The sequence below is a fragment of the Nocardia halotolerans genome (assembly GCF_042650145.1).
GTDB lineage: Bacteria > Actinomycetota > Actinomycetes > Mycobacteriales > Mycobacteriaceae > Nocardia > Nocardia halotolerans.
The window spans coordinates 279,631-292,271 of the sequence record NZ_JBHSDL010000014.1 but is presented as its reverse complement, the minus strand read 5'-3'; the positions used below and the strand labels follow the sequence as shown (position 1 = coordinate 292,271).

The 12,641-nt window shown below is 68.4% G+C and carries 13 protein-coding genes; 9 read left to right on the top strand and 4 right to left on the bottom strand.

What is annotated here, in order from left to right; translation table 11 throughout:
• Nucleotides 1–311 precede the first annotated feature (311 nt).
• Nucleotides 312–821 carry a DUF1990 family protein gene (locus ACFO5K_RS11890; protein WP_378560436.1) on the bottom strand — a complete coding sequence of 170 codons (510 nt, stop codon included), beginning with the start codon at nt 819–821 and terminating at the stop codon, nt 312–314.
• A gap of 48 nt (nt 822–869) precedes the next feature.
• The gene (locus ACFO5K_RS11885; protein ID WP_378560433.1) at nt 870–1,418 is read right to left on the bottom strand and encodes a M23 family metallopeptidase; all 549 of its coding nucleotides are present in this window, start codon (nt 1,416–1,418) and stop codon (nt 870–872) included.
• A 1,044-nt stretch (nt 1,419–2,462) separates the two neighbouring features.
• Between ACFO5K_RS11885 and rpsB the strand changes: the two genes are divergently transcribed.
• From rpsB to ACFO5K_RS11860, 5 genes are all read left to right on the top strand, one after another.
• Nucleotides 2,463–3,356, top strand: a complete 894-nt coding sequence (rpsB, locus tag ACFO5K_RS11880; RefSeq protein ID WP_378560430.1) for a 30S ribosomal protein S2 — start codon at nt 2,463–2,465, stop codon at nt 3,354–3,356.
• A gap of 187 nt (nt 3,357–3,543) precedes the next feature.
• Nucleotides 3,544–4,368: a translation elongation factor Ts gene (tsf, locus tag ACFO5K_RS11875; RefSeq protein ID WP_378560427.1), complete on the top strand. Its 825-nt coding sequence runs from the start codon at nt 3,544–3,546 to the stop codon at nt 4,366–4,368.
• Nucleotides 4,369–4,600: 232 nt separating this feature from the next.
• The gene (gene pyrH, locus ACFO5K_RS11870) at nt 4,601–5,329 is read left to right on the top strand and encodes a UMP kinase (RefSeq protein WP_378560423.1); all 729 of its coding nucleotides are present in this window, start codon (nt 4,601–4,603) and stop codon (nt 5,327–5,329) included.
• A gap of 49 nt (nt 5,330–5,378) precedes the next feature.
• Entirely contained in the window at nt 5,379–5,936 is a 558-nt protein-coding gene (gene frr, locus ACFO5K_RS11865; RefSeq protein WP_378560420.1) for a ribosome recycling factor, read from the top strand.
• A gap of 51 nt (nt 5,937–5,987) precedes the next feature.
• Nucleotides 5,988–6,917 carry a phosphatidate cytidylyltransferase gene (locus ACFO5K_RS11860; protein ID WP_378560417.1) on the top strand — a complete coding sequence of 310 codons (930 nt, stop codon included), beginning with the start codon at nt 5,988–5,990 and terminating at the stop codon, nt 6,915–6,917.
• A 4-nt stretch (nt 6,918–6,921) separates the two neighbouring features.
• Here the strand turns inward: ACFO5K_RS11860 and ACFO5K_RS11855 are convergent, their stop codons facing one another.
• Entirely contained in the window at nt 6,922–7,275 is a 354-nt protein-coding gene (locus ACFO5K_RS11855; RefSeq protein ID WP_378560414.1) for a LapA family protein, read from the bottom strand.
• A gap of 114 nt (nt 7,276–7,389) precedes the next feature.
• On the opposite strand from ACFO5K_RS11855, the gene rlmN reads away from it, so the two are divergent.
• The 3 genes from rlmN to ACFO5K_RS11840 all read left to right on the top strand — a co-directional run bounded on the left by rlmN (nt 7,390) and on the right by ACFO5K_RS11840 (nt 10,903).
• A complete protein-coding gene (gene rlmN / locus ACFO5K_RS11850) occupies nt 7,390–8,499 on the top strand; it encodes a 23S rRNA (adenine(2503)-C(2))-methyltransferase RlmN (protein ID WP_378560411.1) in 1,110 nt (369 codons plus the stop codon).
• 180 nt (nt 8,500–8,679) lie between these two features.
• Nucleotides 8,680–9,855 carry a serine/threonine-protein kinase gene (locus ACFO5K_RS11845; RefSeq protein WP_378560408.1) on the top strand — a complete coding sequence of 392 codons (1,176 nt, stop codon included), beginning with the start codon at nt 8,680–8,682 and terminating at the stop codon, nt 9,853–9,855.
• A 43-nt stretch (nt 9,856–9,898) separates the two neighbouring features.
• Nucleotides 9,899–10,903, top strand: coding sequence for a LysR family transcriptional regulator (locus tag ACFO5K_RS11840; RefSeq protein ID WP_378560405.1), 1,005 nt, complete (start codon nt 9,899–9,901; stop codon nt 10,901–10,903).
• 58 nt (nt 10,904–10,961) lie between these two features.
• Here the strand turns inward: ACFO5K_RS11840 and ACFO5K_RS11835 are convergent, their stop codons facing one another.
• A complete protein-coding gene (locus ACFO5K_RS11835) occupies nt 10,962–11,231 on the bottom strand; it encodes a DUF2631 domain-containing protein (protein ID WP_378560402.1) in 270 nt (89 codons plus the stop codon).
• Between the two features lie 95 nt (nt 11,232–11,326).
• On the opposite strand from ACFO5K_RS11835, the gene dxr reads away from it, so the two are divergent.
• Nucleotides 11,327–12,508: a 1-deoxy-D-xylulose-5-phosphate reductoisomerase gene (gene dxr, locus ACFO5K_RS11830; RefSeq protein ID WP_378560399.1), complete on the top strand. Its 1,182-nt coding sequence runs from the start codon at nt 11,327–11,329 to the stop codon at nt 12,506–12,508.
• Nucleotides 12,509–12,641: the final 133 nt, after the last annotated feature.

Sequence of the window (12,641 nt, the reverse complement as noted above, 5' to 3'; positions counted from 1 at the left end):
TGTACTCGCGGATCCGGCGGGCGGGCGCTCGCCACGATCGGGCAGACGCACGGTTCCGGCTCGAATTCGCTTCTGTGGGCGCCGCCCCCCGAGATATCAGCCGACGACCACGAGCTGGGAAAAGCCGCGTGCCAACTCGATTGTGCTGAGCAGGTGACCTGGTACCTCATCACGTGTGACTCGCGGGTCGGATCGCCTGGGCGGCGGCCGCGCCACAGGCCTGTGTTTCGGCTGACCTGATTGTCGGCCAGGTCGGCGTTCCAGCTCGGTGCCGTCAGGCTGTGGCGTTCCAGCGGGACAGTAGGGCCTGCTCAGTTGCTGGTGGGCAGGGTGCGCAGATAGCGGTGGGCGAACCAGCGCTGGATCAGCCGGACGACCGGGCCACCCAGCCGGACGTACCACGCTCCCGGCCTCGAGAACGCGGTGACCAGCCCGTAGACCGTGTCGTCGGTGGGGTCGAACTCGACGGCGAACAGTTCTTCGCCGATTTCCGGGTGGCCCGGGAGTGTGCCGTATGCGAAGCCCCGGCGATTCGGTTCGTCCAGGACGTAGACCACGCGGCACGGCGCTGTGAAGCCGAACGGTCCGAAGCCGAGCCGCACCGTGAGCTCGGTTCCAGGCCGGGCCGCTTCGGTGTCGGTGTGCCGCAAGATGCCGACGCCTCGCTGCATGCCGAATCCGAGAACATGGTCGGCCGCGCGGTCGAAGAGGGCGCGGCCGTGGCCGATCGGCCGTCGATGCCGGAACCGGTGATATCCGGCGGGCGCGGTGTCGGCACGGGTGGCACCGACTTCGGGATAGGTGAACGGTTGCTCGGGCACACCTCCGATTCTCCTCGGACCCGCATCGCACCGGTGCGGTAGCCGAGATCACCGTACGAGTTCCAGCGGTTTCAGCCGGACCGGCACCACGTGCAGCAGGCCGAGCGGATCGACGTACTCACGCCGGTTGTGCGCACCGGATTCGCGCCGGGCGCCCCAGTGCAGGCACGCGATGGCCGGGCACCCCTCGTGTCCGGCCACCAGCGTGCCGACCGGTGTGCCCCTGTTCACCCGGCTTCCCACGGCTACCTGCGCCCGTACCGGCTCGTATGTCGTGCGCAAGCCGCCCGGATGTTGGATCGACACCACCGGTTTGTCGGCCACCGTTGCAGCGAAGACCACGATGCCCGCACCGGCCGCGAGTACCGCCTGACCCTGCGCGCCCGCCAGGTCCACCCCGCGATGGCCCGGCAGCCAGTTGTGTTCCGGTTTGTCGAACGGCCGTTCCACCGCGGGACGTGGCCGCAACGGCCAGCCGAACGGCCCCGGTTCGGCTGCTGCAACCGGCGCCGCACCGCCCACCAGCACCGCGGACAGACAGATCGCGACCGACACCGGGCCCGATATCGGCCGCAGCGGGTTCGCCGTGCGGCTCATCGCGCGGCACTCAGCGACGCGGACCGGGTGCCGGCGTGCGCTGCGACGATGCCAGGGCCCGCACCATTTCGCGCAGGACGGCGGGGAGCTCGGCCGCCGATCCACTCCCACCCCGCACGATGATCTCGATGTCCGGACCTGCTGCCGGGCGCCCGCCGTGGGAACGGGATGGGGCCGGGCCCGGACCGAGGTCGTGAACCGTCACTCGCACCGGAACGGGCAGGGGCACGAGCTCCCGCCGAGGAACGGTCGCGGGTCGCACGGTAGGTGTCCGACCGCAGGACCCGCCGGTGCTGTCCGAGCGATCAGAGGTGCCGGTCGGTCGCGTACCCGCACCATCGGGCGCAAGTACGGGCAGGACCAGAATCGGAACGACAACAGTCTTCGCACCCACCGAAGCGGGCATGTCCCTGTGGCCCGGTGGTTCCGGAGCCGCCTGGACGGTGCCGGGCGGCGCCCCACGCGGACCCCGCTCGGGCTCGTCGACGCCGGGCTCGGGCGGCTGCGCCAGGACGGCCCCTTCGGCACAGCCGGAGGACGGTTCGCCGGCGTGTGCCGCGGCCGGTGCCGCCGCGACGCCGACGGCGCAGAGTAGTGGAAACGTGGTGATCAGGGCGCGTGTCAACGTGTTCATGCCCCAACTCTGGGCGCCGGAGAACCTGATCGGGGCGGCGAGTTCGCGATTGGGGACAACCTGGCCGATTGTGGATATCGCGTACTTCAACCAGAGAAGCCGGTGGTCACTGCGCAGGGGCGATTTCTGACCTGGCCCCATGCCGCGTAGACTGAACAAGCGGTTTGTGCTCAGCAGCAACTGTGTGCACGGCACGGACCGACTTCGCGCGCCACCCGTGCTCGTCCATCCGGTCGTCGCTCGCAACGCAGACGGTCCGTGAGGGCATGTCAGCGCGAGTTCTCCAGCGGATGAACAGTGAAATCACCGGCTGGTCCCGATTTCCCTCGGGTCCGGTGGTTTCGGTGGCGCCAGGGCAGTCGATCGCCGATCGGCTGCGTCAACCGGCAACGAAAGAGGGTACGGGAGCTATGGCTGTCGTAACTATGAAGCAGCTGCTCGACAGCGGCGCGCACTTCGGGCACCAGACTCGTCGGTGGAACCCGAAGATGAAGCGGTTCATCTTCACCGACCGCAACGGCATCTACATCATCGACCTGCAGCAGACGCTGACCTTCATCGACAAGGCCTACGAGTTCGTCAAGGAGACCGTCGCCCACGGTGGCACCGTTCTCTTCGTCGGCACCAAGAAGCAGGCCCAGGAGTCGATCGCGTCCGAGGCGACCCGTGTCGGGATGCCCTACGTGAACCAGCGCTGGCTGGGCGGCATGCTCACCAACTTCTCCACCGTGCACAAGCGCCTGCAGCGCCTCAAAGAACTCGAGGCGATGGAGCAGACCGGTGGCTTCGAGGGTCGCACCAAGAAGGAAATCCTCATGCTCACGCGTGAGATGACCAAGCTGGACCGCACCCTCGGCGGTATCCGTGACATGGCCAAGGTTCCCTCGGCCATCTGGATCGTCGACACCAACAAAGAGCACATCGCCGTCGGCGAGGCGCGCAAGCTGAACATCCCGGTCATCGCGATCCTGGACACCAACTGCGATCCCGACCTGGTCGACTACCCGATCCCGGGTAACGACGACGCGATCCGTTCGGCCGCGCTGCTCACCAAGGTCGTCGCCTCCGCGGTGGCCGAAGGCGTGCAGGCCCGCGCGGGCCAGGCTTCCGGCGACGTGAAGCCCGAAGCCGGCGCAGCCGAGCCGCTCGCCGAGTGGGAGCAGGAGCTGCTGGCTCAGGCGACTCCGGCCGCCGAGGCCGAGGCCGAAGCCCCCGCCGCGACCGAGCCCCCGGCCGTGACCCCGGCCGAAGCCGAAGCCGAAGTGAAGGCCGACCCGGCCCAGCACACCCCGGCCGACTTCTGAGCTGATCGGTAGCACACTGTTCACCTTGCCGACCCGCCTGAATTCAGGCGAGGTCGGCAAGGTGGCGTAGATACCGACTGAACAACTGCCTGGCCCCGGCCGAGAAGTCACTTTTCTGGTTTCTCGGCCCTCAGGGCCGAGAAACCTGCGGCGCCAGCCGCCAATAGACACAGGAGGGTCGCCGCGAATGGCGAACTACACCGCTGCTGACGTGAAGCGGCTCCGTGAGCTCACCGGCTCCGGCATGATGGACTGCAAGAACGCGCTGGCCGATTCCGACGGCGATTTCGACAAGGCCGTCGAGGTGCTGCGCATCAAGGGCGCCAAGGACGTCGGCAAGCGTGCCGAGCGGGCGACCGCCGAGGGTCTGGTCATCGCCAAGGACGGCGTGATGGTCGAGCTCAACTGTGAGACCGACTTCGTCGCCAAGAACGCCGAGTTCCAGGAGCTGGCCGAGGCCATCGTCACCGCGGCCGCCGCGGCGAAGCCCGCCGATCTGGATGCGCTCAAGGCGCTGAAGCTCGCCGACGGCACCGTCGACGATGCCGTGCAGGCGCTCTCGGCCAAGATCGGTGAGAAGCTGGAGCTGCGTCGCGTCGTGTCCTTCGACGGCCCGGTCGCCACGTACCTGCACAAGCGTGCCTCGGATCTGCCGCCCGCCGTCGGTGTGCTGGTGGAGTACGAGGGCGAGGGTGACGCTGCCGCCGACGCCGCTCGCGCCGCCGGTATGCAGGTCGCCGCGCTCAAGGCGAAGTACCTCTCGCGTGACGATGTGCCCGCCGACATCGTCGACAACGAGCGTCGTATCGCCGAGCAGACCGCGCGGGAAGAGGGCAAGCCCGAAGCCGCGCTGTCGAAGATCACCGAGGGCCGGGTCAACGGCTTCTTCAAGGATGTCGTGCTGCTCGAGCAGGCCGCCGTCACCGATTCCAAGAAGACCGTCAAGGCGCTGCTGGCAGACGCCGGCGTGACCGTGAAGCGTTTCGCTCGCTTCGAGGTCGGCCAGGCCTGATCAGGCTGTCGAAACGCCCCCGGTGCTCGTGCATCGGGGGCGTTTTGCCGCGTCTGTCCGGCGTTGACCGGTTTTGCGGTCGTGCCGGGAGTCGGCGCGCACAGCAGGGGGTCTTGTTGGGCCCGCACAACCGGATAAGGCAGGATGGATGCCGCTCTGCCTTGCTGTGCGGCCGCTCGCATGCCCGCAGTTCGACCCCGTTCTCGACCCTCGCCGAAGGAGACGACCACCCATGACCGACCCGGGTACCGACCGCCCTGGATACCGCCGGGTGCTGCTCAAGCTGGGTGGGGAGATGTTCGGTGGTGGGGGCGTCGGCCTCGACCCGGATGTGGTGCAGGCGGTGGCCGAGCAGATCGCCGAGATCGTCGAGACCGGTGTGCAGGTGGCTGTGGTGATCGGTGGCGGCAACTTCTTCCGCGGCGCCGAGCTCGAGGAGCGCGGCATGGAACGCGCCCGCTCGGACTACATGGGCATGCTCGGTACCGTGATGAACAGTCTTGCGCTGCAGGACTTCCTGCAGCAGCAGGGCATCGACACCCGGGTGCAGACCGCCATCACGATGGGCCAGGTCGCCGAGCCCTATCTGCCGTTGCGCGCCAAGCGTCATCTGGAGAAGGGGCGTGTGGTCATCTTCGGTGCCGGTATGGGTATGCCCTACTTCTCGACCGACACCACCGCGGCTCAGCGCGCACTCGAGATCGGCGCCGATGTGGTGTTGATGGCCAAGGCGGTCGACGGCGTGTTCGACGCCGACCCGCGGTTGGACGACACCGCCAGCATGTTCACCGAGATCACCCACAAGGAAGTGATCGAGAAGGGGCTGAAGGTGGCCGATGCCACCGCCTTCAGCCTGTGTATGGACAACCAGATGCCGATGCTGGTGTTCAATCTGTTGATCAAGGGCAATATTGCACGTGCGGTCGCCGGTGAACCCATCGGCACCTTGGTTCGGTCTTGACCGCGCACTCGCGGACGATGACGATGACGACGCTGTGGAGGAACCGGTCGTGATTGATGAAGCGCTCTTCGATGCCGAGGAGAAGATGGAAAAGGCGGTGTCGGTAGCGAAGGACGATCTGGGCAGCATCCGTACCGGCCGAGCCAACCCGGGCATGTTCACCCGGATCCTGGTCGACTACTACGGTTCGCTGACGCCGATCACCCAGTTGTCGAGTATCAGCGTGCCCGAGCCGCGCATGGTGGTGATCAAGCCTTACGAGCAGAGCCAGCTGGGTCCGATCGAGAACGCGATCCGCAACTCCGATCTGGGCGTGAACCCCACCAACAACGGCGACATCCTGCGCATCACCGTGCCCCAGCTCACCGAGGAGCGGCGCCGCGAGATGGTGAAGATGGCCAAGGGCAAGGGTGAGGACGCGAAGGTTTCGATCCGCAACGTCCGTCGCAAGGCGATGGAAGAGCTGGGCCGGATCCAGAAGGATGGCGAAGCGGGGGAGGACGAGGTCGGGCGCGCCGAGAAGGAGCTCGACAAGACCACCGCCAAGTACGTGGGCCAGGTCGAAGAGCTGGTCAAGCACAAGGAAGCCGAACTGCTCGAGGTCTGAGCGCCAGATCTCGCCAGTCCCGCTCGTGCGGGGGATGAACGGAACGACGAGTTGAGCGACGGGACAATCGTGGCCGAAGACGCCGCCGCCACCGGAGCGGCACCGGAACCGGTCGAACCGACCGGTGGCGCGGCAGTGCCGCCCGAGCAACCGCAGGCGCCGGCGTCGCGGGCGGGCCGTAACCTGCCTGCCGCGCTGGCGGTCGGGCTGGGCTTGGGGTTGTCGCTGATCGCGATTCTGTTGTTCGTGCCGAAGGTGTTCATCGGGGTGGCCGGTGTCGCGGTGGGCGTGGCGACCTGGGAGGTCACCAAACGGCTGCGTGAGGCCGATGTGCTGGTGCCGCGGGTGCCGCTGCTGGTGGGTGGTCAGGCGGTGTTCTGGCTGGGCTGGCCGTGGGGCGCCAACGGTGTGCTCGGCGCGTTCGCGGCGACGGCGCTGACCTGCATGGTGTGGCGCCTGTTCGATCACGGGATCGGTGTGGCGCCACGGAACTTCCTGCGTGACACCGCGATCGCGCTGTTCACCCTCACCTGGATCCCGTTGCTCGCCGCGTTCGCGACGCTGTTGCTGCTCGAGCCCGATGGCAACCTGCGGGTGCTGACCTTCATGATCCTGGTGGTCTGCTCCGATGTCGGTGGCTATGTGGCCGGGGTGCTGTTCGGCCGGCATCCGATGGTGCCCGCGATCAGCCCGAAGAAATCGTGGGAGGGGTTCTGCGGTTCGCTGGTGTTCAGTGTGATCGGTGGCCTGCTCACCGTCACGCTGCTGCTCGAGGCGAACTCCATGATCGGTGTGGTGCTCGGGGTGGGCTTGGTCGCGGTGGCCACGGTCGGCGATCTGATCGAGTCGCAGATCAAGCGCGAACTCGGCATCAAGGACATGGGCACGTTGCTGCCCGGGCACGGCGGCATCATGGACCGGCTCGACTCGATGCTGCCCTCGGCGTTCGTGTCCTGGCTGGTGCTCAGCGCGCTGGTCTGAGTTCTCAGCCCTGCCGGGCGGCGTGGCGCAACTGCATGATGCGGACGCCGCCGACCAGGCCCATCACCAGGGCGCCGATGATCACCGACAGCAACACGGTGATGCCGAGCGGTAGCGACAGGCTCCAGAACAGCAGGTCGACTTCGACCTTGTCGAGGTTCTGGATGATGAAGATCAGCAGCACGATCCCGAGCAGCGCGGCCGCGATCAGCGCGACCCAGGTGTAGCCGGTGCGCGACCGGACCAGGGCTTCGGGTTTGGCCCGCCGGTGTGGCGCCGGGCGGGGCTCGGTGTGGTCGGTGGGCTCGGTGACCGGCTCCGGAGCCGGTGACGCGCCCGATTCTGCGTTCGTGGACATGACTCGATCATCGCCGACGGCTATCACCGCCGCACGCATCTTCTCGGTAACGTCGCCCGGCCGTGACAGCCCGCCCACCGTCGCCGCTGCCGGGTTTGGGACAATGGTGGAATTATGGCCACCTCCCTGCCCCTCGTTTTCGATGCCCCGCGTCGCGGTATGCCGCCGCGCCACCTCGCCGACCTCGATTCGGACGAGCGCAAGACCGCGGTGCAGGAGCTGGGACTGCCGAAGTTCCGGGCCGATCAGCTGGCCCGCCAGTACTATGGGCGGTTGCAGGCCGACCCGGCACAGATGACCGACCTGCCCGCCGATGTGCGCGACAAGGTCGGCGAAACCCTGTTCCCGCCGCTGCTGTCGGTGGTGCGCAACATCGCCTGCGATGAGGGCGATACCCGCAAGACGCTGTGGAAGGCGCACGACGGAACCCTGCTGGAGAGCGTGCTCATGCGCTACCCGGACCGCAACACCCTGTGTATCTCCAGCCAGGCCGGTTGTGGCATGGCGTGCCCGTTCTGCGCGACCGGGCAGGCGGGGCTCACTCGCAATCTGTCGACCGCCGAGATCGTCGACCAGGTACGCGCGGCCGCGGCCTCCCTGCGTGACGGTGAGGTGCACGGCGGCCCCGGCCGGTTGTCCAACATCGTGTTCATGGGCATGGGGGAGCCTCTCGCGAACTACAAGCGCGTGGTGAACGCGGTCCGCCGGATCACCTCGCCCGCGCCCGACGGCCTCGGCATCTCGCAGCGTTCGGTGACGGTCTCGACCGTCGGCCTCGCGCCCGCGATCCGCAAACTGGCCGATGAGAACATGTCGGTGCGCCTCGCGGTCTCGCTGCACACCCCCGACGACGAACTGCGCGACACCCTGGTGCCGGTGAACAACCGCTGGTCGATCGCCGAAGTACTCGACGCCGCCCGCTATTACGCCGACAAGTCCGGCCGCCGCGTCTCGATCGAGTACGCGCTGATCCGCGACATCAACGACCAGCCGTGGCGCGCGGACATGCTCGGCAAGAAACTGCACAAGGCCCTCGGCCCGCTCGTGCACGTGAACCTGATCCCGCTCAACCCGACCCCGGGCAGCGAGTGGGACGCCAGCCCCAAGCCGGTCGAGAAGGAGTTCGTGCGCCGCGTGATCGCCCAGGGTGTGTCGTGCACGGTGCGCGACACCCGGGGCCAGGAAATCGCGGCGGCCTGTGGACAGCTCGCCGCCGAAGGCTGAGCTGGGCCCGGTGATTCGCCGGTGCCGGGTCTCGCCGAGCGCGGGGGTGCCGGTGGGTATGGTGGGATCGGATCGGCCGGTGGGCGCCGGTCGGAGCGGGACTGCCTCGTCACCCGGTGAGGTTGCCTGACGGGCGTCGAGCGTACTGGCTGTTCGCTCGCCAGAAAGGTAGCGGTCGAAGTGGTTTCTGACGGGACGGTGTTCGCCGGGTACACGATCGACCGGCAATTGGGCCGTGGCGGCATGGGGTCGGTGTATCTGGCCAGGCATCCGCGGCTGCCGCGCTGGACCGCGCTCAAGCTGCTGAATCAGGAGTTGTTCTCCGACAAAGAGATCCGTGCCAGGTTCGAACGCGAGGCCGATCTGGTGGCCCAGCTGGACCACCCCAATATCGTCACCGTGTTCGATCGTGGTGTCGAGGACGATCAGCTGTGGATCAGCATGCAGTACATCGACGGTATCGACGCTTCCATGCTCGATCCGGCCACCCTGCCGCCGGATCGGGCGCTACAGATCATCGGTGAGACCGCCGCCGCGCTCGACTACGCGCACCGTGCCGGCGTCCTGCACCGTGATGTGAAGCCGGCCAACATCCTGCTCGCGCGTTCGCAGAGCCAGGAGCGGGTGTATCTCACCGATTTCGGGATCGCGCGCCTGCGTGACGATTCCGGCCACCTCACCGAGACCGGTTCGTTCACCGCGACCCTGGCCTACGCCGCACCCGAACAACTCACCGGTGTCGCGCTGGATCATCGTGCCGACCAGTATTCGCTGGCCTGCACCCTGTACACACTGCTCACCGGTTCGGCCCCGTACGAGTCGGCGAGCCCGGCCGCGGTCATCACCGGTCACCTGCAGTCGCCGCCGCCGCCGGTGAGTCCGCGCCGGGCCGGTCTGGCGCCGAATCTGGATGCCGTGATGGCGCGGGCGCTGGCCAAGCGGCCCGCCGACCGGTTCAGCTCCTGCGAGGAGTTCGTGGCGGCGGCCCAGCGGGCGCTGCGCACCGGGACCACCGGGGCCAGGCCGATCGCCCGCCCGCCCTCGGGGGCCCATGGGCAACCGTTCGTCGCCATGCAGCCGATGCGCCCGGTGCACGTGCCCGGTACGCCGGCCCATCCCATCGGCGCGGCACCGATGGCCGCCCGAACACCGGCGCAGGCACCGATGCCCGCTCACCCGCAGATGCCGCCGCGAGCCGGTGCGCCGATGGGCCTGCCGCAGCCGGGGATGCACCCGCCGATGCCGGGACCCGCGCCGTCGGGCCAGGGGTGGGGCTCGATCTTCGGGGTCTATCTGGGGTTGTTCGCCGGTGTCATCGTGATCGCGGTGTTGATCGCGGTGCTGTCGAACATGTGATCGGCGCGCCGGCCTGTTCGGCGGGTGCCATATTCTGGTCAGAATGAGCGACTTCGACGTCACCGCCGCCGACTCCATCGACCTCGCCCGGTTACGTCGCTTCGTCGCCGTCGCCGAGGAACTGCACTTCGCGCGCGCCGCGAAAGCCCTGCGCATTCCCCGGCAGAGCCTGAGTGCCACCGTGATCGAACTGGAGGGCGAACTCGGTACCCGGCTGTTCGTGCCCGGCGCCTCGCCCACCCAGCTCTCCGCGGACGGCGCAGCGCTGCTCGCCCACGCCAGGGACTTGATCAAAGCCCAGGAGCAGGCCGAACGTGAGCAGCAGCCCGAGGAGCCCGCGAGCCTGCGAGTCGGTTTCGTGCCCGGGGTGACGGTGTCGAAGTGGGCACGTGTCTGGGGTGAACGGCTGCCGGAGCATCCCTTGGCGGTCGTCGGGGTGGGACAGGGCGAGCAGGAAGCCGCGTTGCGGGCGGGCCGGGTCGAGCTGTGCTTCGTCCGGTTACCGATCGATCGCACCGCGATGAACGCGATCCCGTTGTGGCGGGAGACGCCGGTCGCGGTGGTGCAGAAGGACGACGCGCTCTCGCTGCTGGACACGATGACCCTCGCCGACCTGGCCGGCGAGCAGCTCCACGACACCTCCGACCCGGATCAGGCCGCCGAGGCGCTGGCGATGGTCGCCGCCGTCGGCGGTGTGGCGATCGTGCCGCAGTCGATCGCACGGCTGCACCATCGCCGTGACCTGGTGTATCGCCCGATCACCGACGCCGAGGTCACCGAGATCGCCCTGGCCTGGCCGGTCGGGTCCGACACCGAATTGCTCGAGGAATTCGTGGGGATCGTGCGCGGTCGTTCGGCGAACAGTTCACGCGGGGCGGTCGAGCCGGAACACGCGCAGGCCCCGGCGCGTAAGGGCACCGCGGCCAAGTCCGCCGCGAAGAAGCCGGGGGCGAAGAAGCCGGGGGCGAACAAGCCCGCGGCCAAGCAGCGCGGTGCCGCACAGGGTGGTGGCCGTGGCCGCAAGCCGGGAACGCGACGCGGCCGCTGACATGCGAAACGCCTGCGGCGCGTGATGATTGCCGCAGGCGTGGGCCGTGTCGAAGGACTTACTTCGGGATGCGCCGAGTGAACACGTCGGCCACGAGGATGAGCGCGAGCAGCCCGGCCATGCCGACGAGGAAGATGTCTTCCACGTGTCCCTGGTGGTTGCCGATGGTCATCGCGAGCAGGGCGATCACGACGAACCAGCCGGCGATGCGGAACGTCTTGGGCGACTCACCACTCCAGCCCCATGCGGCCGAGGGCACCTCGGCCGGGTCGACGCTGGTGGCGACGGCGCGCTCGGTGCTGGCTTTTTCGAGGTCCGTGGCGGCCACGATCGCTCCTTAGGGCTCGAGTTCTGGTTGGACGAGTGTGCATATCGTGGCATACGACTGTGTGTCGTAGCCAGTAGCCCTGCCACAATGGGCCCGTGTCCCACCCCGCAACGCGTGCCGCACACGGCCATACCACGTCCACCGATCGGGTGAAGGTGCTGCTCCTGGGCAGTACCGGGTCGATCGGCACCCAGGCGCTCGAAGTGATCGCCGCCAACCCGGACCGTTTCGAGGTGGTCGGGCTGGCCGCGCGCGGTGGCAATCCGGCCCTGCTCGCCGAGCAGATCGCCGCGACCGGCACCCGCAATGTGGCCGTCGCCGACCCCGCCGCCGCCCAGGCGCTCGATCTCGAACTCGGCGGTCCCGACGCCGCCACCGAGCTGGTCCGCCGCACCGAGGCCGACGTGGTGCTCAACGCGCTGGTCGGCTCGCTCGGGCTGGGACCGACCCTGGCCACCCTGAACGCGGGCACCCGGTTGGCGCTGGCCAACAAGGAGTCCCTGGTGGCGGGTGGTTCGCTGGTGACCCGCGCCGCCGCGGCCGGCCAGATCGTGCCGGTCGACTCCGAACACTCCGCGCTGGCCCAGTGCCTGCGCGGTGGCCGCGCCGAGGAGGTGGACCGGTTGGTGCTCACCGCCTCCGGCGGCCCCTTCCGTGGCTGGAGCACCGAGATGCTCGAAGCGGTGAATCCCGCCGAGGCCAAGACCCACCCCACCTGGTCGATGGGTCCGATGAACACCCTCAACTCGGCCTCGCTGGTGAACAAGGGTCTGGAACTGATCGAGACGCACCTGCTCTTCGGCGTCCCCTACGACCGCATCGACGTCACCGTGCACCCGCAGTCGATCGTGCATTCCATGGTGACCTTCACCGACGGTTCCACCCTCGCTCAGGCCAGCCCGCCGGATATGAAGCTGCCGATCGCGTTGGCCCTCGGCTGGCCCGACCGCATCGCCGGCGCGGCCACCGCGTGCGACTTCGGCACCGCCTCGACCTGGACGTTCGAGCCGGTCGACGACGAAGTGTTTCCCGCCGTGCGCCTGGCACGTCAGGCGGGGGAGGCCGGAGGCAGTGTCACCGCGGTCTACAACGCGGCCAACGAAGTCGCGGTGCAGGCCTTCCTCGACGGCAAGATCAGCTTCCCCACCATCGTGCGCACCGTCACCCGCGCGGTGGAGGCCGCTGACCGCTGGCACGCCGAACCCGATACCCTGGACGACGTCCTTGCGGCCGACCGCTGGGCCAGGCAGTACGCCGCGGAAGTGATCGCGGCGTAACAGGCGTCCTGACCCGACGACAAATCGAGACCACCACGTTTTCGGCCGCCCCGGATCCGAGGGCCGAGACGTAATGCCGAAGGCGAAGTATCGGCCCTCGGATTCGGGGTTACGAGGCCGAAAACCCGCGGCG